The 20366-nt window shown below is 36.9% G+C and carries 19 protein-coding genes and 1 pseudogene; 15 read left to right on the plus strand and 5 right to left on the minus strand.

The genetic code is table 11. From position 1 onward, the window contains the following. Positions 1–158 precede the first annotated feature (158 nt). From N0B16_RS12815 to N0B16_RS12845, 7 genes are all read left to right on the plus strand, one after another. A complete protein-coding gene (locus tag N0B16_RS12815) occupies positions 159–2216 on the plus strand; it encodes a M48 family metalloprotease (protein ID WP_262991342.1) in 2058 nt (685 codons plus the stop codon). A gap of 185 nt (positions 2217–2401) precedes the next feature. Continuing rightward, positions 2402–3355 (plus strand): alpha/beta hydrolase family protein, encoded by a 954-nt coding sequence (locus tag N0B16_RS12820; protein ID WP_262991343.1) that lies wholly within the window; start codon positions 2402–2404, stop codon positions 3353–3355. Positions 3356–3403: 48 nt separating this feature from the next. After that, positions 3404–3781 (plus strand): antibiotic biosynthesis monooxygenase family protein, encoded by a 378-nt coding sequence (locus N0B16_RS12825; RefSeq protein WP_262991344.1) that lies wholly within the window; start codon positions 3404–3406, stop codon positions 3779–3781. 297 nt (positions 3782–4078) lie between these two features. Next, complete coding sequence (gene arr / locus N0B16_RS12830; protein WP_262991345.1) at positions 4079–4501, plus strand: NAD(+)--rifampin ADP-ribosyltransferase; 423 nt, start codon at positions 4079–4081, stop codon at positions 4499–4501. A gap of 15 nt (positions 4502–4516) precedes the next feature. Then, positions 4517–4954: a DUF1801 domain-containing protein gene (locus N0B16_RS12835; RefSeq protein WP_262991346.1), complete on the plus strand. Its 438-nt coding sequence runs from the start codon at positions 4517–4519 to the stop codon at positions 4952–4954. A gap of 140 nt (positions 4955–5094) precedes the next feature. Further along, on the plus strand, positions 5095–6069 hold the full coding sequence (locus N0B16_RS12840; protein WP_262991347.1) for a T9SS type A sorting domain-containing protein: 975 nt from the start codon (positions 5095–5097) through the stop codon (positions 6067–6069). A 142-nt stretch (positions 6070–6211) separates the two neighbouring features. After that, on the plus strand, positions 6212–6979 hold the full coding sequence (locus N0B16_RS12845; RefSeq protein ID WP_262991348.1) for a DUF3575 domain-containing protein: 768 nt from the start codon (positions 6212–6214) through the stop codon (positions 6977–6979). 46 nt (positions 6980–7025) lie between these two features. Here N0B16_RS12845 and N0B16_RS12850 read toward each other — a convergent pair whose 3' ends face one another. The 4 genes from N0B16_RS12850 to truA form a co-directional block, all read right to left on the minus strand. Continuing rightward, the gene (locus N0B16_RS12850) at positions 7026–7238 is read right to left on the minus strand and encodes a hypothetical protein (protein ID WP_262991349.1); all 213 of its coding nucleotides are present in this window, start codon (positions 7236–7238) and stop codon (positions 7026–7028) included. Between the two features lie 245 nt (positions 7239–7483). Then, the gene (locus N0B16_RS12855; RefSeq protein WP_262991350.1) at positions 7484–9238 is read right to left on the minus strand and encodes an ABC transporter ATP-binding protein; all 1755 of its coding nucleotides are present in this window, start codon (positions 9236–9238) and stop codon (positions 7484–7486) included. Positions 9239–9383: 145 nt separating this feature from the next. Continuing rightward, a complete protein-coding gene (locus N0B16_RS12860) occupies positions 9384–9728 on the minus strand; it encodes a hypothetical protein (protein ID WP_262991351.1) in 345 nt (114 codons plus the stop codon). Next, positions 9725–10483: a tRNA pseudouridine(38-40) synthase TruA gene (truA, locus tag N0B16_RS12865; protein WP_262991352.1), complete on the minus strand. Its 759-nt coding sequence runs from the start codon at positions 10481–10483 to the stop codon at positions 9725–9727. The genes N0B16_RS12860 and truA overlap by 4 nt, the downstream gene beginning before the upstream one ends. A gap of 128 nt (positions 10484–10611) precedes the next feature. Here truA and lpxK point away from each other — a divergent pair, with 128 nt between their 5' ends. The 4 genes from lpxK (at position 10612) to N0B16_RS12885 (ending at position 14908) form a co-directional block, all read left to right on the plus strand. Then, a complete protein-coding gene (gene lpxK, locus N0B16_RS12870) occupies positions 10612–11640 on the plus strand; it encodes a tetraacyldisaccharide 4'-kinase (protein WP_262991353.1) in 1029 nt (342 codons plus the stop codon). Between the two features lie 110 nt (positions 11641–11750). After that, a complete protein-coding gene (locus N0B16_RS12875; protein WP_262991354.1) occupies positions 11751–12266 on the plus strand; it encodes a TlpA family protein disulfide reductase in 516 nt (171 codons plus the stop codon). 35 nt (positions 12267–12301) lie between these two features. After that, on the plus strand, positions 12302–13396 hold the full coding sequence (dinB, locus tag N0B16_RS12880; RefSeq protein WP_262991355.1) for a DNA polymerase IV: 1095 nt from the start codon (positions 12302–12304) through the stop codon (positions 13394–13396). A gap of 39 nt (positions 13397–13435) precedes the next feature. After that, complete coding sequence (locus N0B16_RS12885; protein WP_262991356.1) at positions 13436–14908, plus strand: alpha-amylase; 1473 nt, start codon at positions 13436–13438, stop codon at positions 14906–14908. Between the two features lie 62 nt (positions 14909–14970). On the opposite strand, the gene N0B16_RS12890 is transcribed toward N0B16_RS12885, so the two are convergent. Continuing rightward, positions 14971–16302: a carboxylesterase family protein gene (locus tag N0B16_RS12890; protein WP_262991357.1), complete on the minus strand. Its 1332-nt coding sequence runs from the start codon at positions 16300–16302 to the stop codon at positions 14971–14973. 183 nt (positions 16303–16485) lie between these two features. Here N0B16_RS12890 and N0B16_RS12895 point away from each other — a divergent pair, with 183 nt between their 5' ends. From N0B16_RS12895 to N0B16_RS12910, 4 genes and pseudogenes are all read left to right on the plus strand, one after another. After that, complete coding sequence (locus tag N0B16_RS12895; protein ID WP_262991358.1) at positions 16486–17538, plus strand: NAD(P)-dependent alcohol dehydrogenase; 1053 nt, start codon at positions 16486–16488, stop codon at positions 17536–17538. Positions 17539–17770: 232 nt separating this feature from the next. Then, complete coding sequence (locus tag N0B16_RS12900; protein WP_262991359.1) at positions 17771–18757, plus strand: bestrophin family protein; 987 nt, start codon at positions 17771–17773, stop codon at positions 18755–18757. 44 nt (positions 18758–18801) lie between these two features. After that, positions 18802–19251, plus strand: a complete 450-nt coding sequence (locus N0B16_RS12905; protein WP_262991360.1) for a hypothetical protein — start codon at positions 18802–18804, stop codon at positions 19249–19251. Between the two features lie 350 nt (positions 19252–19601). Continuing rightward, a pseudogene (locus N0B16_RS12910) lies at positions 19602–20366 on the plus strand (T9SS type A sorting domain-containing protein); the annotation flags it as partial.

Raw genomic sequence — 20366 nt, forward strand, 5'->3', positions numbered from 1 at the left:
TGAACATTTAACCTTGTTAAAGCTGTAAGTTGACAAGGCTCAGTAACCTCCGGTTATAAAATGGAATTTAATTTTTAGGATCAACATAATTAACTTCACCCGCAGGATTTTTCTTGCCCGATTAATTGGATGTATGTATTATTGTAAAAAATACATACATGCATATTCAGGTTTCAAAAGATTTCAGGAAAAGAACAAAAGCTGCCGTTTCTTCGATCGTTATTTTTGTTTTTGTTTACGTCTTTATTTTTCTTTTTACGATACTTTTAGCATTGGCCTGCATCGTTGGCGGAGTGTGGCTGATTGCCGCAAAGCCGATGTTTCTTACCTTAATGGTGGGAGCCGGATTGGCCGGGACAGGAATTTTTGTATTCTTTTTTATTATTAAATTTTTATTTAAAAAGCACATCAACGATCGAAGTTATTTGACGGAAATCAAAAGAGCAGACGAGCCTGAACTTTTTACAATGATCGACGAAATTGTACAGCAGGCAGAAACCAATTTCCCGAAAAAAGTCTATCTTTCATACGATGTCAATGCAAGTGTATTTTACGATTCGAGCTTCTGGAGCATGTTTTTTCCCATTCAGAAAAACCTCACCATCGGGCTGGGTCTCATCAATACGACAACAAAACAAGAACTGAAAGCTATTTTGTCACACGAGTTCGGGCATTTCTCACAACGTTCGATGAAAGTGGGAAGCTATGTGTACAATGTAAATCAGATTATTTTCAATCTGGTGAATGATGATGCATCGTACCGGAATTCTATCGAAAAATTTGCCAGCTTTAGCAGTTATTTTTCAATTTTCGCTTCGCTTGCGATTTTTTTTACTTCAAAAATACAGTGGGTTTTGGCTAAGATGTATTCTTACATTAACATCCGTCACATGGCGCTTTCCAGAGAAATGGAATTTCATGCAGATGAGGTTGCCGCCCATATTGCGGGTTCCGTTTCATTAGAAGAATCGCTCTTGAGATTAGAACTTGCCAACAATTCTTATGATAATGTTCTTAATTTTTACGAAGCGAGAATTTCAAAAAACCAGTCGAGTAAAAATATTTACAGAGAACAGTTTTTTGTGATGAATTTTCTTGCGGAACAAAGTGAACTGGAAACTAAATACAACCTTCCTCATGTAAAACTCACAGAATCCGGATTGTTTAATAAATCAAAACTGGTCATTGAAAATCAATGGGCATCGCATCCTTCTACAGAAGACCGTGTCGCAAAACTCAGACAGCTCAATATCATAAAAGAATCAGACGATCAGCCGGCAAAAACACTTTTTAAAGATTTTGAAAAAACAGAAGAAAAACTGACGGCCAAGCTTTTTTCGAATGTAAAATATGAACGGGGCAGAACAGATTTAGAATTTGAAACTTTTAAATCTGAATTTGAGGCACAATATCAGAAAGAATCTTTCGACAAAATCTTTAATAATTATTACGACAACAAAAATCCTGCTGCTGAAGTGCAGGAAACTCTGCTTTCGGAAAATATTCAGTTTGACCCTCTTTTCGATAACGAAAAAGTAGAACTCGTCTACACATTAATCGCTCTTGAAAGTGATAAAAAAATCATAGAAGCCATTGCCAGTAAAGAGTTTGTCTTAAAGACATTTGACTACGACGGAAGAAAATACAAAGCCCTGGAAGCGAATAAACTTGTTCCGCAGATTGATCAGTCGATCATTGAAATAAAAGATCAGATTGCAAAAAACGATTCTGATATTTATAATTATTTCCTGAAAATCTCAGAAAACCAAGGCAGAAAATCGGGATTTGTAAGTACCTATCAATCTTTTTGCGAGTATGATAAGCAATATGAGAATAAGTATCAACTGTATACAGATTTGATAAATGAAACAGCTTTTATCAGCACACGAACTCCGTTTGAACAAATCAGAAAAAACTTTATCACGCTTCAGCCTCTTGAAGACAAATTAAAAGCCGAAATTGCATTTTACCTTCAAAATCCGCTACTTACCTCTCAACTAAGTGAACAGGACATAAAAAATTTAAATGCGTATGTCGAAAAAGAGCATATTTATTTCCGCAACGAAGAATATTTTGATGCAAATCTGCAATTGCTGATAAAAGCCATCAATATACTGCCCTATTTCCTTCACCGGAAATATTTTCTGATAAAAAAAGAATTGCTTTCTCTCATGAAGGATCTTGAAGATCATCATCGCCTAGTAAGCGTTACTTAGATTTATATGCGCTGCAGTATTTTATAGAGCGGCTTTTTTGATTCAGGAATAATTTATGTAAAGGTGTTGTACCGATTTACATAATAAAGTCAACTAAAAATTATTGATATATTAATAAAAATCATTAATTTAGCCATATAGCATCAGCTTTTGATGATGCCATACTAAACTATAAATACAAAAATATGAAAAAGAACATTCAAAAGGCGAATACTGCCATTCCCTCCGCTCCTATTATGATCTACAGTCCGGTTGTCATCAAGGTTCCAGGTAGGGAAGTAGACCTTCAGGTAAAAGTATCGATGCCGGCAACAGGAAATAATCTTCCTATAATCCTTCTATCTCATGGGCACGGACAATCTAATTTTTTATCCTCTTTAAAAGGCTACGGTCCGCTCGCAGACTTTTATGCTGCACAGGGTTTTGTCGTTTTTCAGCCCACTCATCAGGATTCAAAAATCTTGGGCCTTCAACAGGATGGACCTGAAGGCGCGCTATTTTGGAAATCAAGAGCTCATGATATGCATGTCATCCTTGATCATCTTGATTTATTTGAAGAAACTGTTCCCGGGCTAAAAGGCAGGTTGGATAAAAAACAGGTAACAGCTGTAGGCCATTCTATGGGTGGACATACCGTATGCATGCTATCCGGAATGAAAGTGGAAGATCCTGTAAGTGGTGACATCATAGACTTAAGAGAACCACGCCTGAAAGCAGGAATTATATTCGGTGCTCCGGGTAAAGGTTCAGATATCGCCGATTTTGGAAAAGAACATTATCCTGTATTGTTTAAAACAAATTTTACCGGTATGGATAATCCTGTCTTGGTTGTAAATGGCGATAAAGATGTTAATCTTAACTTCTCAGACCGTGCAGACTGGAGAGCAGATGCTTATTATCTGAGCGATAAAAATACGTGTTTACTCACTATCAAAGGTTCTCTGCATACTTTCGGTGGAATATCCGGCTATGATGCGGGTGAAACACAGGAAGAAAATCCGGATATGGTCGCGATGATTCAACAAATAACGTTAGCATACCTTCGTACTGCACTAAATCCTGAAGATAAAAGCTGGGAAAGTATTAAAAAGGAACTTGAAGAGAGTGATGATCCGAAAGCATCCATAGAATGTAAATAATTCTGCGATTAACAATACTAATATTTTTATCCTAAATCAGTAAATTATATGATTAACTTAAAACCTTTAGACCCCAATATAACTATCCTGCAGCAAATGAAAGATGATAACTGTAATGAACCTGCTGTATTATTCAATCTGTTCAGCGTTGCAGAGGAAGATATACCTGCCGTTTTAAAAGCATGGACTGCAGATGCTTTGTTTTTAAAAACCCAGCCAGGTTACATCAGCACGCAACTGCACCAGGCAACGGCAGGAAGTAATTTATTTTTTAATTATGCAGTCTGGGAAAGTGTAGCTCATTTTAAGGCAGCATTTAATCATCCGGATTTTAAGAAATCCATGAAAGATTATCCCGATTCTGCAGTCTCACAACCTCATCTGTTCAAAAGATTATCAATCCCTAATATTTGTGTAGGGCCATAATATTTTAATTTTTTTACAATAGACCTTAATATTAAACCGTTTTGTTTTTACAGGGCGGTTTTATTTTTCCTAAATATTTTACAATGCTGAAGCATATGCTATACTTAAGTGTTTGAATCAAAATAATTTTGATAAACAGATCAAATCCTTAGAAGGAGCACTTTATCACGGATACCATTGACCGATTGTAAATGATTTAAATAAGCCAGTTACTTTCTATTAATTCTTGTCAGTTTCCTATTTAAAAACAAATTCTTAAGTTTGCAGGTTGTAAAAAATCCAAATACACTCTCAAAAATGGAAAACAAAAAAGAAGATATTCTCGATAACGGACCATTCTACCACGGTACAAAAGCAGATATGCAAATCGGAGATTTCCTGACGGCGGGTTTCGAATCAAATTATTATCCTGAAATCATCATGAACCACATCTACTTTACCGCCTTGAAAAACGGCGCCGGATTAGCCGCTGCATTATCAAAAGGTGATGGCAAAGAACGCATCTACATCGTAGAACCTACAGGAATGTTTGAAAATGATCCCAATGTTACCGATAAAAAATTTCCGGGGAATCCTACCCGATCATACAGAAGTGCAGAACCCGTAAAAATTGTAGGCGAAGTAAAAGAATGGATCAGGCTCACCGATGAAGAGCTTCAAAACTGGAAAGAAAGAATCGCTGTAATGCGCGAGAATCCTGATGCAGAAATTATCAATTAACTTAATTTACCTATCATGGCTAAAAATAAAACCGGGGAAACACAAGTGGATGTCACTGAATTTATTAATTCCTATGTCGAAAACGAACAGAAAAAAGCAGACAGCTTCCAGTTAATAGAACTCATGCGAAAATGGTCCGGTTTTGAACCAAAAATGTGGGGACCTACCATCATCGGATTTGGAAGTTATCATTACAGATATGCAAGCGGACATGAAGGCGATGCTCCTATGATTGGGTTTTCACCGCGTAAAGCAGAATTTTCGCTATATGTCTATTCGCCCACCGAAGAAAACAAACCGCTTTTAGAAGATCTTGGAAAATTTAAAATAGGCAAAGCATGCATTTACATAAAAAAATTAGCTGATATCAATATAGATACCTTGGAAAAACTCTGTACAACCACCATTGCGTACCTTAACGAACATCATGAATGTGCCTGCAGAGAAAAATAGCAACTCTTCTGTGTACGTATTAACATAGCTCAATATAATTTCACATCTGCCGGTGAATATGCTACATATTATGGCAATATATTTATTCGATTAAATAAAAAAATAATTTGCTTTTTAATTATCTTTAGCAAAAAGTAAATATGAAAACAATTTTATTCATTTTAATCGCATCTACGGCAACATTCTCAGCGCAAACTACCATTACTAAGTTATTTAACGATCCTGTCATTGGCGAAACCGTAAATAATGTAAACGTTGTAGGGACTGTTGATAATTCATCAACAGGAGCCAATGCCACATTTTCCAACAGCAGCCTTACAGCCGGTTCTGCAACCACTACGGTCTATTCTGCGCCTACTGCAAGTGAGATTTCTACCTTTCCGGGAACTACGATAAAAATGGTCGGAAACGGCAACACGGTTTATTATAAGCAAACCGCGACAAAGCTGGAAATTACAGGATTGGTAACGCCGGATGCGACGCTCAATTTCTCCGGCAATAACGGGACATTCATCACTTATCCTGCCGCATTCGGGTATTCTGATAACGATACTGCCTCGGGAACATTTTCCGCTATGGCGGGATCAGGAAATTTCAGCGGTACCATTGCGATTACAGCAGATGCCTCCGGAATACTTTTAATCGGAGCCAAGACCTACACGAATGTTTTGAGAATAAAATCTGTTCAAAATTTTAATTTAACCCTATTTGGTTTTCCTGTAGGAAGCATTGTTAATACGACTTATGCTTATTATGACAGCACGCATAAGTTTCCGCTGCTGAATACCACAAATGCCGTAATCACTGTTCAGGGAAACGCACAGACCACCAATGTAGCTCAGGCGCTAAACGAAACGTTTTTAGCATCTGCAGATGCAATCAAAAAGGATGTATTTACCGTATATCCGAATCCTGCACAGAATGTTATAGAGTTTAAAGGAGAAGTATCAAAATATTCCCGAGCCAACATCTACGCTTTAGACGGAAAACTGATTAGAAGATCTGATATAAAGGCTGGAAAAGTAGAGGTTTCAGAACTACCACCTTCTGCCTACTTTATTGAGCTTTCAGGAAATAATTCTCAATCTAAAAGCATAAAATTCATCAAAAAGTAATTATCTTTAACCGATTTATAAATATACGCCTTTTACGTTTTAAAATAGTTTGTAATGTAACAATATGATAATAAATGATTCTTTTACATTTCATCAACGTCAGCTGCTTTTTATTTAACTTTAATCCAAATTATACTACGCCATGAAAAAACTATTACTCATTATTCCATTTATTCTGATCACGAAAGTCAGTGCACAACAGGAAGTCAGCCCTCCGCAAGTGACAATGCCTTCTGAAAACAAAATGAACATTATTAAAACCAATGTGACCGGTTATATTTTCAGAAATATCAATCTCTCATATGAAAGATCTATCAACCGGTGGTTTTCCATCAACGTAGGATTCGGTGTTATGCCTGAAGGAAAAGTAACTTTTATGAATGCTTTTTTAAGCGATGAGGATGATAAGAGATTTCAGAATTTAGAAATCAAGGCTTCCAACTTCACCATTGAACCAAGATTCTACATCGGAAAAGGTTACGGAAAAGGTTTTTATTTTGCACCGTATTACAGAAATTCTTCGGTAAGTACCAATGAGTTTGATTTTAATTATGATTATACTTTCAGCGGAACCACCATCCAGATTCCATTAAAAGGAACCGGCGATACGCACGGAAACAGCGGTGGATTAATGGTGGGAGCACAGTTTTTCCTGAACAAAAAGCAGAATTTCATCCTCGATTTCTGGATTGCGGGAGCCCATTACGGAAGCGGAAAAGGAGATTTTACCCTGACCAGCAATTATACCCTGACTCCGGAAATGCAGGCTCAGCTGAAACGTGAAATTGAAAATTTAGACATTCCTTATATTGATTATACGGTAGAAACCAATTCCAGCGGCGCAAAGATAAATGTAGACGGACCATGGGTGGGATTCAGAAGCGGCCTCTCTTTGGGATACAGATTTTAATTATTTCCCTATAAAAATTTCGGCTCGCCTTTGGCGAGCCGAAATTTTATTTATACGCATCTTTGAATTTCTCAATCAGGTGATCCAAAGTGTGACGCTGGACATATACTGTTTTCACGTCTTCGTACCTCGGTGATTTGTAAAAGACTTCATGGAAATCCATACTTCCGTTTCCTACTTTTACAATTTTCTGTACATCGATATTTAATTTTTTCAGTTCGTCTTTAAGAACCTGAAATTCATCTTGAATATTATTCATCTTATCATTCTTGTTTAACATTAAAAAATAAACGTTTCACACAGCTTATCAAACTTAACTTACCAATAAGGCTAATTATGTATAATTGAGTGATTTCTCACATTTAACAACAGAGCAGCTGGTTTTTTATATTTATTAAAGATAACAAATTTTATACCTAATTGCTTAGTTATTACGTAAAAATTAATTGAATGTGAATTTAATGTTAACAGAACAGTTTTGAAATAATACAATAGAGGCCAATTTTAAAGTGTTTTTTCCTCGATTTCAACTTCATTTTTTAGTTGAGATCTGTATAAAGTAGAATAATACCCATTTTTATTAAGCAGTTCAAGATGTTTTCCTTCCTCCACGATCCTCCCTTGATCCATCACAATAATTTTATCGGCTTTCTCAATAGTAGACAACCGGTGTGCAATGATAATGGAAGTTCTGTCTCTGGTAATTTTCTCCGTAGCCCTCTGAATCAGCTTCTCACTTTCATGATCAATAGATGAGGTCGCTTCATCTAAGATTAATATTTTAGGATCCGATAAATACGCTCTTAAAAAAGATAATAACTGACGCTGGCCCAAAGAAATGGAAGACCCTCTTTCACTCACCACATATTCATATCCTCCGGGAAGGCTTTCAATGAAATCATCTACTTCAATTTCTTTGGCTCCCGCTTTTATCTTTTCCAGTGTCACGGCGTCATCTCCAAAAGCAAGATTTTCATAAATACTTCCGTGGAAGAGAAAAACGTCCTGCAGGACCACTCCGATGTGGCTTCTCAGATTATAGAGTTCATATTTTTTTAACTCTATATCATCAATGAATATCTCCCCGGAATTGATGTCATACAATCTGGTAATCAAGCTGATAATGGTAGATTTCCCGGCTCCTGTTGCCCCTACAATGGCTACGGTTTCTCCGGGGTTTACCGTAAAATCAATTCCCTTTAAAACTTCCTGCTTATCATCATAGGCAAAATGAACGTTCTTAAATTCAATTTTCCCGTTAAAATGATCCTTAGAAACGGTTCCGGTATTGGGCATGGCAAAATCTTCATCCATAACACCGAGTACTCTTTCTGCCCCTACAATCCCGCGCTGAATATTATTAAAACGGTCTGCAATCTGTCTCAAAGGACGAATCAGCATTGAGATATACTGAATAAACGCGATCACTACTCCTGCGCTGATCGTAATATATCCTCCGTAAAACAAAATAAAACCTATGAAAAGAGAAGAGATCAATTCCACCACCGGGAAAAACAGCGAAAAAATAAATACTGTTCTTAAAAGAGCACCTTTTAAGGTAATATTAATATCGTCAAACTTTTCAAATTCAGATTTCTGTCTGTTAAACACCTGGATAATCGGCATCCCTGCAAGTCTTTCCTGAACAAATGAGTTTTGATTGGCAGTCCATGTCCTTTCGTCACCAAACGCTTTCTTCAGTCTCTTCTGGAAAAATCTTGTAATCAGAACCATTAGAGGTAAAATCGCCAAAGTGATATAGCTCAGATGCACATCGGTATTAAACATCATGATCAAAACAAAAACAATTCTCAGAATATCTCCGAACACCATCAGAAAACCGTCTGTATACACGGTTGCAATCGTCTCCACATCACCTACTGCGCGGGTTACTAGTTGTCCGATAGGCGTTTTATCAAAAAAAGAAGTCCTGAAATAGATGAGTTTGCTGTAGAGCCTTTCTCTGATATCCCGAATGACATTTTGAGAAATATAATTGGAAAAATACACCAGAAAGAAGTTTAAAACGGTTTCCGCAAATACCAATCCCACCAATATATAGACATGCTTCATCATTAAAGCTTTGTCATGAAGCTTGGTAATGTCGTGATCTACCACTTCCATCGTAAGATATGGCCTATACGTGGAAACTACTGCAAGAAAAATCGAAATGATTAACGTAATTATAAACCAGGAACGGAACTTCATCCCGATAAAGAATAATCTCTTGATAATTTCCCAGGTATCTTGTTTTTTCATTGTAAAATGTGACGAAAAGAATTAATTTGAAAAATTCTCTGCAAAAATAAGACTTTATAATTTCTCATCCAGAACAACCCAGATAGAAAAAATGAGATATCTGTTATTCATACTATGAATATTGATATTATTATTTTAAACTCAATTAAATATCATCTTTAATACCGATCTTATCTATTTCCAGAGTAGGTTTTTTAAGGTTTTCTTTGGTAAGTTTGTTTTCCAAGAGTTTATAAACGCCGTATACAGCAGCAATTGCAAATACCCAGCTTATGATATTGGCTACAGAAAAACTTGTATAATTGTTATCATTCAATGATTCAGGATGCGTAAATGCTTCATACATACCGTAACCGAATAAAAACATGACCTGAAAACCGATATAAATACCAATAGCGAGAAGACCGTAGTGCCATTTTGTTTTCCCAAATCTTTCGGCTAAACCAGCGTAATATCGGTACGCTCCTATCAAAATAAAAATTGACATCATAGTAATTCGTTCTTATTATTTTCGTTTAATTCATAGCCCACATCTGTCAAAAAAAGACCGTGAGCGGGCGCAGAAGTTCCTGCTGAACTCCTATCTTTATTTTCTATCACTTTTCGTAGATCTTCCGGCTGAATTTTTCCAGAACCCACCTCAACCATCGTTCCAACAATGGCTCTTACCATATTTCTTAAAAATCGGTCGGCAGAAATGGTAAATTTGAGTTCTGATCCGTTTCGTTCCCACTCTGCCTTATAAATGGTACAGAAATTTGTTTTATTGTCTGCGTGAAGCTTGGCGAAGCTCGTAAAATCTTTATATTCAAATAAAATCTTGCAGGCTTCATTCATTGCATTGATATCCAAAGGTTTTCTCCAGTGCTGCCACGCTGAATCCTGTGTAAAAGGATTTTTTTCCAGTGAAATATAATATTCGTACGTCCTGAAAATCGCATCAAATCGCGCATGGAAATCATCTTTCACCCTGAAAATTTTCTTTACCGAAATATCTGATGACAAAAAGCTGTTGAGATGATGAATGAGTGGAATGCTAAGCAATTGATCCGTATCAAAATGGGCAAACATTTTTTTGGCATGAACACCGGTATCGGTTCTCCCGGCTCCGACAATTTTTATGGTTTCTCTTAAAATGGTAGAAAGTGCTATTTCCAGATCTTCCTGCACAGAAATATCTTTCGGCTGAATCTGATAGCCAAAATAATTTTTACCGTTATAGGAAAATTCAATACAATATCTCAAATGAAAATTTTACCCTGCAAAAATACTTTAATTTAATAATAACACGAAGCAGAATTTTAAAATAAACCGCAAAAGTCATCTGTAAAATTGGGTAAAATACTTCTGAAAATTCCTATTTTTGCAAACGTATGAAACGATGGTATCTCTATCCTTTTTCTTTGGCCTACAACATGGTAACGGGAATCCGGAACAGCTTGTACGACATGGGAGTTTTAAAATCCACTAAATTCAAAACTCCGATCATCAATGTCGGAAATTTATCGGTGGGCGGAAGCGGAAAATCGCCTATGGTGATGTATCTCGCTACTTTTTTATCAAAATATTACAGAACGGGAGTATTATCCAGAGGGTACGGAAGACTTACAAAAGGATACGACGTTACCAACTACGACAGCAACTATAAAACTGTGGGCGATGAAGCCATGCAGCTTTTTGAGCGGTTTAAAAACCGGTTTGTGATCGCAGTTTCTGAAGAAAGAGTTCCCGGTGCAAAAAAAGTGATTGAGGATATGGATCTTGACGTTCTTATTCTGGATGACGCAATGCAGCACAGAGCTATTAAAGCAGGATTCAATATTTTAATGACTGATTTTAATGATCCTTACTTTAAAGATTATCTTCTTCCGGCAGGAGACTTGAGGGAATCCCGTGCAGGCGCAAAAAGAGCAGATCTTATTATGGTCAGCAAATGTCCTGATGAACTGACTGAGGAAACCAAGCAGTATTACATCTCAAGAATAAAGCCTTCTCTCCATCAGAAAGTATTTTTCTCATCTGTAGGATATGACGAAAATGTATACGCAAAAGATAAAATGCTTCCTGACAATAACCTGAATTATTACGATATTCTCCTGATTACCGGAATTGCCAATCCCAAATCTTTACTTGATCATCTCGCAAAGTTTTCACAGAAAGTAAAACACTTAAAATTCAGGGATCATCATAATTTTTCGGATGCAGATATTAAAAATATCATTGCCGAATACAAAAAACTGGGTGAATATAAATTGATCTTAACCACCGAAAAAGATTACGTACGTCTTAAAACCTTTGATTATCTTAGAGATCTGGTGTATTACTGGCCGATCAATGTGATTATTGACCGAAAAGAAGAATTTGATCAGATTATTTTAAATTTCGCGGCAAAACAACGTTAAATAACAATTACGATCTTTAGAAACAAGGATTTCCCATCCTGAAAGTTCTATAATTACTATTATCATCGTAAAAGTTTATATTCCGTTTATTAGATTTGTAAAAAATTATCATGAAAGAGATCCTGACATTTTTAATGCTGAGTATTTTCACATTAGGATGTTCACAAAAAAAACCAGACGTATCAAAAACCCGGTTTTCAGAAGAAGCGCTTAAACAAACCCTTCAAAATGAAGAAGGCAAAAATATGACGGTGCAGGAAATTCTGAAGCAGCATCAGGGAAAAATCGTGGTTATTGATTTCTGGGCCGGATGGTGCAGAGATTGCTTACAGGCATTTCCCAAGGCGCAGGAACTGGAAAAAAACAATCCGAATGTAGATTTTGTTTTCTTTTCGCTTGACCGTTCCAAAGAAGGTTTTGACAGAAGCCTCGAAAAATTCAATATGAAAGAAAAAGAAAACTACTGGTTTTCCACCGGCTGGACAAATGATTTTAATAATTATATTGAACTCAACTGGATACCAAGATATATGGTTATTGATCAAAAATCAAATATTGCAAAATACTACTCCATCTCACCTGAAGATCCGGAAATTCAGGCTGCGATTGATCAGCTTTTGAAATAAATACTACATTTTAATCAAATCCATATCTTTGTAATATGGATTCTCTTTTTCCGGTTCGCAAAATAATTCATGTCGATATGGACGCATTTTATGCATCTGTGGAGCAGCATGACAATCCCGAACTCAGAGGAAAAGCCATTGCTGTAGGCGGCGGACATCGCGGTGTCGTTGCTGCAGCAAGCTATGAAGCCAGAAAATTCGGTGTGCGCTCTGCAATGCCCAGCAAAACTGCCCGTGAAAAATGCCCCCATCTTATTTTTGTGTCTCCCCGGTTTGCACGGTATAAAGAAATCTCCAGAAAAATACGTGAGATTTTCTATGAATATACCGATCTCGTAGAGCCACTTTCTCTGGATGAAGCGTATCTTGACGTGACCGAAAATAAAAAACAGATAGAATCTGCCAATCAGATTGCAAAGGAAATCCGTCAGAAGATATTTGAACAGACGGGGCTTACTGCTTCCGCAGGAATTTCAGTTAATAAATTTTTAGCAAAAGTAGCCTCTGACATTAATAAACCTAACGGGCAAAAAACCATTCACCCGCAAAAAATAGAAGCTTTTCTGGAAGAACTTCCTGTCGAAAAATTTTACGGCGTCGGAAAAGTAACCGCTAATAAAATGTTTACATTGGGCATCTTTAAAGGAAAAGATTTAAAAAGCAGATCGTTGGAAGATTTAACGAGGCTTTTCGGTAAGTCGGGAAAATACTATTATAATGTTGTTCGGGGAATTCATAATTCTGAAGTAAAACCCAACCGAATTCAAAAAAGCGTGGCTGTAGAACGTACTTTTTTTGAAGATCTTCTGGATGAACAGCAAATTAACGAAAAGCTGGAAAACTTAAGCCAGGAACTTCATCAGCGTTTACAGAAAAACAACATTCTGGGGAAATCTTTAACCCTGAAAATCAAATACAAAGACTTTTCACTCTTTACAAGAAGCAATACACAAGAAGAATATTTCACATCCTGGGAAGAGTTTTTTAAGATTTCAAAAAAGCTATGGGAACTTCGTCCTTATGATAAAGCGGTACGATTATTGGGTTTGTCACTTTCTCATCTCAATACGGAAGAAAAAAAACAGATTTCCGTTCAGCTTAAAATCAGGTTTGAAGAGTTTGAGGAATAACGTAAAAATGTATCCTATTCACCAAATTTATTTTTTAGTATGAACCCAACCATGATTCAATTTTTCCACTGGTATTCGGAAGGAAACGGAACACTTTGGAAACACGCAGAACAACAGGCAGAATATCTATCCCAGCTCGGAATAACATCAGTATGGTTTCCTCCTGCTTACAAAGGCACAGACGGAGAAAACTCTGTGGGGTACGACGCATATGACCTTTACGATCTAGGAGAATTTGATCAAAAAAATACCATTCCCACCAAATACGGAACCAAAGAAGATTATCAAAAGGCTATAAAAGCTTTAAAAGACAATCATATTGAGGTCATTGTAGATATCGTACTCGGTCATAAAGCGGGCGGTGACGAGCTTGAAAAATTCAAAGTGGTGAAAGTAGATGAAGAAAATCGTGAAAAAGTAATTTCCGGAACGATTGAGATTGAATCTTTTACGAAATTCACTTTTCCCGGGCGAGGAAAAAAATATTCGGAATTTGAATGGAATTTTACCTGTTTTACAGGCGTAGACTATGCCGAAGGAAAAGAATCCCATATTTACAAAATACTCTCAGAATACGGTGAAGGCTGGGAAGAGATGATCGATGACGAAAAAGGGAATTATGATTATCTGATGTTTAATGATATCGAACACAGAAACCCTCACGTGCGGGAAGAACTGAATAAATGGGCAAAATGGTATTTTGACGAAACCGGATTTGACGGCGTGCGGTTAGATGCTTTGAAACATATCTCCTTTGACTTTTATAAAGAATGGCTCACTTTTCTGCGTGCCAATACCGGGAAAAATATATTTGCGGTTGGAGAATACTGGGCTCCCGGACAGTTGAGCTTGCTGCAGAAATATATTGAAACTACGGAAGGCTGTATGAGCCTCTTTGACAGCTCGCTGCAAAACAATCTTCACACGGCATCTAAAGAAGGAGATTCGTACGATCTGCGGAGAATTTTTGATGACACTCTTACCAATGCAGATCCTATGCATTCTGTAAGCCTAGTCGATAATCATGATACGCAGCCGCTTCAGGATCTTGAAGCCCCGGTTGAAAGGTGGTTTAAACCCCTTGCATATGCTCTAATTTTACTTAGGGAAAAAGGATATCCGTGTGTATTTTATCCGGATTTGTACGGTGCGCATTATAAAGATTTTGACAGAGAAGGAAATGAGCAGGAAATCTTTTTAGATAAAGTCGACGGAATTGAAGGATTATTAAAAGCAAGGAAAGAAAACGCGTATGGTATTCAGAGAGATTATTTTGAAGATGCTAATTGTCTGGGATGGATTCGGGAAGGCGACGACATCCATAAAGGCTGTGCGGTCGTTCTGAGTAATAAAGAAGCGTATCATAAACCTATGGAAATGGGTGAAAAATATATTGGCCAGACTTTCTATGATTTGCTGGGAAGATCTGAAGAAAAAATCATCATCGATGAACAAGGATGGGGAAACTTCCCGGTTCCTGCCGGAAATGTAAGTGTCTGGATCCCTGAATAATTGCTTGTCGTTAATTAATCTACCTCTTTTGTTGTTGTGATTTTCAGAATAACTAAAGAGGGTTAATTATATTTTTTTATTTCTATAATATCCGGTTTTTCTGTTTCATCAGAAACTTTCCCGGTTCTGGCAAATCCGGCCCACAGATTTCTCAGTTTTTGTCCGTTTTCGTGAATATATTGCCAAGGCATATTTTTTAAAATTCTTGTATTTTCCCAGGCAGAACGGTTTCCAAAGACAAAAGGCAGATCAATTGCATGAGCAGCGCCGAAAGGATGATCGCTAAATCTGGAATATAATCTGAACAGATACACATTACCGCCGGCTTGAGCTAAATTTTCTGCAAACGCTTTGGCAGGTCTTCCGTAAATAGTTTCGGTAGTGACACGAATCGCTTTATTCATTATTCTTTTAGGCAAAAACCGGTTCAGCTTTTCGGAAGCTTTCAGATAAAAAGCCGTTTCTTCATCATTAATTCCAATCAATACGTCAATCTTTTTTGCCGATTTTTTCCATTGGTCTTCCGCGTCACTTTCTTCTGGTAAAGGCGAAAAACCATATTGTGTCCCGAATCGCATGGCTGCTTTTAAACCGTATTTTGAAAAAGATGGTGAAAAATTGCTGTAGTTGTCAATAATCTCAGAAAGCTTCGTTTCTGCAGTATAGTTCTCTGTTTTCCTGAAAAACTCCGCCAGCATTTTCTGTCGGTTTTTTCGCAATCCCAATGGGGCGCTATGTATTATCACTCTTTGAAATAAATTTTCTGTTCCTTCGGAAATCATAAGATGGGCAATCGCATCACCTCCGGAAGACTGGCCGAAAAGCGTAATATTTTCAGAGTCTCCCCCAAAATCACTGATATAGTTTTTGATCCATTTCAATGCTTCAATCATATCAAATAATCCTAAATTAGGCGGTCGTAGTTCCGTTGAACCCAGAAACCCGAAAATTCCCAGCCGGTATGATACTGTGACCACTATGACACGTTGTTCTTTTACCCAGTCTGTAGGATCTGCGGTGGGAATATCTCCGCAGCCGATTTCATAGGAACCTCCGTGAATCCAGACGATAACCGGCAATTTTTCGTTCTCAGAACAATTTTCGGGAGAAAAAACAGAAAGATACTGTGGAGATTCATCCATTTCAAAATGATCCGGATTGGTTTCGCCAATCATCTTTTCCAGCAACGGACTTATATTTTGCGGGCATACAGGAGTTCGCTCAGGAAAAATAGTCTGCTTTTGTGAAGGCTGAACTGCAACCGGCTTTTTAAATCTTTCTGAATAGGCATAACGGATATGTTTAGCCTTCACTACTCCATTATCCTTTACTGCTAAAATTTCACCGAACGATGTTTTAAGCGTTTGAGTCGTTATGTTCTGCCTGTTTTTCATATCAAACGGAATTTGATTGATTTAATCTGATAATTACAATTATTTCATGGTTATTATAGAAGACGATCTTTATTCAATATTACTTTAATTTAAAATTACCTATAATTTTGTTTCCTGTTGATACTTTATCTATCATAAAAAGCACCGATTTTTGTATATTGAAAAACAATTTAAAATCAAAAAATGAATACATACTCAGTAAAAGCTTACGGTACGGAATCGAAAGACGCCGATTTAAAAGAAATGAACATCGAAAGAAGGGAAGCAACCCCAAAAGATGTCGAGATCGAAATATTATATTGTGGGGTTTGTCATTCAGACCTTCATACAGCAAGAAACGATTGGGGCGGGACAAAATATCCGGCGGTTCCGGGACATGAGATTGTAGGAAAAATTACAAAAATCGGAAGCGAAGTTTCCAAATTCAAAGTGGGAGATCTTGCGGGAGTCGGCTGCATTGTAGATTCTTGCGGAACCTGCGAAAGCTGCAAGCAAGACTTGGAACAGTATTGCAAAACAGGCTTTGTAGGCACCTATAACGGTAAAGACGAACATTTGGGAGGCCATACTTTCGGCGGATATTCTCAAAAAGTGGTGGTAGATGCAGATCATGTTTTACGAATTCCCGAAAATTTAGACCTTGCTGCAGTTGCACCTCTTTTATGCGCAGGAATCACGACCTGGTCGCCTTTAAAACATTGGAAAGCGGGACCGGATTCTAAAGTAGCTGTTGTCGGATTAGGCGGATTGGGACATATGGCAATTAAATTGGCAAAAGGTCTTGGCGCTGAGGTGACTTTATTTTCAAGAACTCCAGGAAAATCTGACGATGCAAAGCAACTGGGCGCAGATCATGTGGTGATTTCAACTGATGAAGAGCAAATGAACTCTGTATCCGGGAAATTTGATTTAATTATCGATACCGTACCTTACGATCATGATGTAAACCCTTATATTTCTACATTAAATATTAATGGAACCTTAGTATTGGTAGGATTTATAGGCAAAATGGATGAAGCGCTGTTTACACCGCCAATGATTTTGGGAAGAAGATCTGTTGCCGGATCTGTAATTGGCGGTATTGCCGAAACTCAGGAAATGCTTGATTTCTGTGGCGAACACAATATTGTGTCTGAAATCGAAATGATAAAAATGCAGGACATCAACGAAGCATATGAAAGAATGCTGAAAAGTGATGTGAGATACCGTTTTGTAATTGATATGAAATCTTTGTAAAAAATAGTACTTCATATAATTATCATCTAAGGTTAGCTAAAAAGCTAACCTTTTTTATGTCTGAATCTATTATTCCACATTCAGGAATTAAAGTTATGTAGTAAAAATTAAAGCTATTAATACATTTGAAATAATCAAATTCTTAGAAAACAATAAAATTTAAAAATTATTTATTTATTTTTGAACAGGATATATTGATATTTTAAAACAAGATTAAAAAACACAATTCATTATGTATGTAGGAAAAGAATTTAAGTTTTCATTGCTTTGGCATTTTGCACGTAAAAATTTGTTCAGAACATTTCTCTCTTCTACAGCGGTCTGTATATTGTATGAAATTGTTGGCTGGAAATGGTTAGGAATTTCTTTTATTCCCATTGCTACCATTGGTACCGCCGTGGCATTTTATGTAGGATTTAAAAATAATCAGGCCTACGATCGTCTGTGGGAAGCCCGGAAATTATGGGGAAGCATTACCAATACCAGCCGAAGTTTTGCTATGATGTTTATAGCGGTCGTTCCTGATAAAGAAATTCAGAGAGAATTTTTGTACCGGCATTTAAGCTGGGTAAATATTTTGAGGCTGCAGTTGCGAAAAACCATTCCGTGGGCAACCAGCAAAGATAATTTGCACCAGACATTCCTGAGTGAAAAAAATGAGCTGGAACAGTTTGAGGCCGGTGTAAAAAAGATATTTTCAGATATCGGCAAAATGGAATATTACGAAATGATGCAATCGCGGAGCAATATCGCCAATCATATCTTAAAAAAGCAGATTCATGAGCTGGGACGTTTAAAAAAGGCTTCCATTATTGATGAATACGAACACAGTGATCTGGTAAAACAGATTGTGGAATTACTCAACTATCAAGGGGGATGCGAAAGAATTAAAAGCACACCATTATACAGACAATTCAGTATTTTCAGCAGAATCTTTGTAATGTTATTCATCTTCCTTTTACCATTCGGACTGATCAATGAAATGGCAAAAATGGGCACTTATGGAGTTTGGCTCACTGTGCCTTTTTCCCTTCTTATTTCCTGGGTGTTTTATACGATGGAACAAATAGGAGAATTTAGTGAAAACCCGTTCGATAACAGCATCAATGATGCACCTTTAAATACCATTTGCCGAACGATAGAAACTGATATTAAAGAATTTGTAGGAGACACCGATTTGCCGGAAAAAGTGGTGCCTATTGATGATGTCTTATTGTAAAAATCATTCACATTGTGTAACAGCATATTTAGATAATAGAAGACATGAAAAAACCGATACTATTTAGTTTACTTTTTTTTATAATTTTCTCTTGCAAGGATATTAACAAAATTTCAGCAGGCAGTTACCCATATGCAGAAATATATATGCTTGATCATTCAGAGACTGACATCATTACTCGACTGATTAAACTTAAAGAAAATAATCCAGACTATATAGTTCCAAAATTGAAATGGGCAGGCAAAGAAACAGAATTAATAGACGGAAAAGATTCTCACTGGTATTTTTTTTATTTTTATTTTAAAGATACAAACGACATTGTTGAGTTTTGGACAAGAGAGGGGTATCAGCCAAACAAAACTAAAGTAGGTTTATTTAGAGTTAGTAACGGTTTAGAAGGTGCGTCACATTTTGTTAATAAGGATTTATCAGAAGAAGAAAATGAACAATTAAAAAAAGAATTTAAAAAGAATATTATTGATAAGATTCAATAATCCAGATATATTAGATTAAAATTAAGATCATAATATCGAATTCTGAAGAAAAACAAATGTGTTCTTTAATCAATTTTTCAAAAGATAATGTTCCGGCTTTCACATCAGAAACATTGATATTTAACTTTTTAATACTATCGATTTACTTTCTGCCTTTAGATTCGTAAGTATATTTAAATGTTTTAAGATTCATTTTACAATACATCTTTTTTATACACGTCATCTTTTGTCGCAATACTGTAATAGCTTTGCAATAGTATCAATAGTTAATATTTCATTTACCCTTGTGGTATCTGTTAAAAAAAGTTAAGTTCGCGAAAAATTAATAACAACCAATACAATACATAATGATGAAAAAACATTTCCTTAGTGCCCTGCTTGTATGCAGCGCTGCCTTCGTTTCCGCACAAGAAGTACTTTGGCAGAAAGATATTTCTTCCTCCACACAGGATTTCCTCTCACAGGTCACTACGACCATTGACCAGCAATATCTTATTACAGGAAGCAGTATTCAGGGAGCAGGAAAATCTGCCTCCAATCTCACCTCCGCTTCCTCAAAACAAAACAGCGGCTACGATTTCCATGTCATCAAGCTCAACCAGCAGGGTGAAGAAGTCTGGGAAAAATATTTCTCGGGGCAGAACCATGATTTTCTTTCAGCAACGGTAGCGACGCAGGAAGGTGGGTTTCTTCTGGCGGGAACTTCGTTTTCCGGGAAATCATTGGATAAAAAAGAAGAATCCAAAGGCGGCTCGGATGCATGGCTGATCAGGCTGAATGAATTTGGAGATGAAATATGGCAGAAAACGCTCGGAAGCGTTTCCGATGAAGAAGCCAAAGCCGTAATTCAGACCACGGATTTAGGATTTATGGTAGCGGGAAATGTTCAGAACTCCTCAAAAGGGTACGGTTCGAAAGATGTGTGGATTACAAAACTCGATAAAAACGGAAAAGAAACCTCCCAACTGATGATAGGCGGAAAAGGGATGGACGAGGTAGAGAAAATGATTCCCACCAGAGACGGTGGCGCTTTACTCGGCATCTATTCCAGAAGTATAGTGGGAGGTTCTAAGAAAACCGAAAACTTCGGGGAAGGCGATTACTGGATCATCAAA

This window comes from Chryseobacterium gilvum (assembly GCF_025628965.1).
Lineage (GTDB): Bacteria > Bacteroidota > Bacteroidia > Flavobacteriales > Weeksellaceae > Chryseobacterium > Chryseobacterium gilvum.

Excerpts from the sequence above, each read along its gene's own strand:
- N0B16_RS12815 (WP_262991342.1), top strand. The coding sequence starts at position 159 with ATGCATATTCAGGTTTCAAAAGATTTCAGGAAAAGAACAAAAGCTGCC.
- N0B16_RS12820 (WP_262991343.1), top strand. The coding sequence starts at position 2,402 with ATGAAAAAGAACATTCAAAAGGCGAATACTGCCATTCCCTCCGCTCCT.
- N0B16_RS12825 (WP_262991344.1), top strand. The coding sequence starts at position 3,404 with ATGATTAACTTAAAACCTTTAGACCCCAATATAACTATCCTGCAGCAA.
- arr (WP_262991345.1), top strand. The coding sequence starts at position 4,079 with ATGGAAAACAAAAAAGAAGATATTCTCGATAACGGACCATTCTACCAC.
- N0B16_RS12835 (WP_262991346.1), top strand. The coding sequence starts at position 4,517 with ATGGCTAAAAATAAAACCGGGGAAACACAAGTGGATGTCACTGAATTT.
- N0B16_RS12840 (WP_262991347.1), top strand. The coding sequence starts at position 5,095 with ATGAAAACAATTTTATTCATTTTAATCGCATCTACGGCAACATTCTCA.
- N0B16_RS12845 (WP_262991348.1), top strand. The coding sequence starts at position 6,212 with ATGAAAAAACTATTACTCATTATTCCATTTATTCTGATCACGAAAGTC.
- N0B16_RS12850 (WP_262991349.1), bottom strand. The coding sequence starts at position 7,238 with ATGAATAATATTCAAGATGAATTTCAGGTTCTTAAAGACGAACTGAAA.
- N0B16_RS12855 (WP_262991350.1), bottom strand. The coding sequence starts at position 9,238 with ATGAAAAAACAAGATACCTGGGAAATTATCAAGAGATTATTCTTTATC.
- N0B16_RS12860 (WP_262991351.1), bottom strand. The coding sequence starts at position 9,728 with ATGATGTCAATTTTTATTTTGATAGGAGCGTACCGATATTACGCTGGT.
- lpxK (WP_262991353.1), top strand. The coding sequence starts at position 10,612 with ATGAAACGATGGTATCTCTATCCTTTTTCTTTGGCCTACAACATGGTA.
- N0B16_RS12875 (WP_262991354.1), top strand. The coding sequence starts at position 11,751 with ATGAAAGAGATCCTGACATTTTTAATGCTGAGTATTTTCACATTAGGA.
- dinB (WP_262991355.1), top strand. The coding sequence starts at position 12,302 with ATGGATTCTCTTTTTCCGGTTCGCAAAATAATTCATGTCGATATGGAC.
- N0B16_RS12885 (WP_262991356.1), top strand. The coding sequence starts at position 13,436 with ATGAACCCAACCATGATTCAATTTTTCCACTGGTATTCGGAAGGAAAC.
- N0B16_RS12890 (WP_262991357.1), bottom strand. The coding sequence starts at position 16,302 with ATGAAAAACAGGCAGAACATAACGACTCAAACGCTTAAAACATCGTTC.
- N0B16_RS12895 (WP_262991358.1), top strand. The coding sequence starts at position 16,486 with ATGAATACATACTCAGTAAAAGCTTACGGTACGGAATCGAAAGACGCC.
- N0B16_RS12900 (WP_262991359.1), top strand. The coding sequence starts at position 17,771 with ATGTATGTAGGAAAAGAATTTAAGTTTTCATTGCTTTGGCATTTTGCA.
- N0B16_RS12905 (WP_262991360.1), top strand. The coding sequence starts at position 18,802 with ATGAAAAAACCGATACTATTTAGTTTACTTTTTTTTATAATTTTCTCT.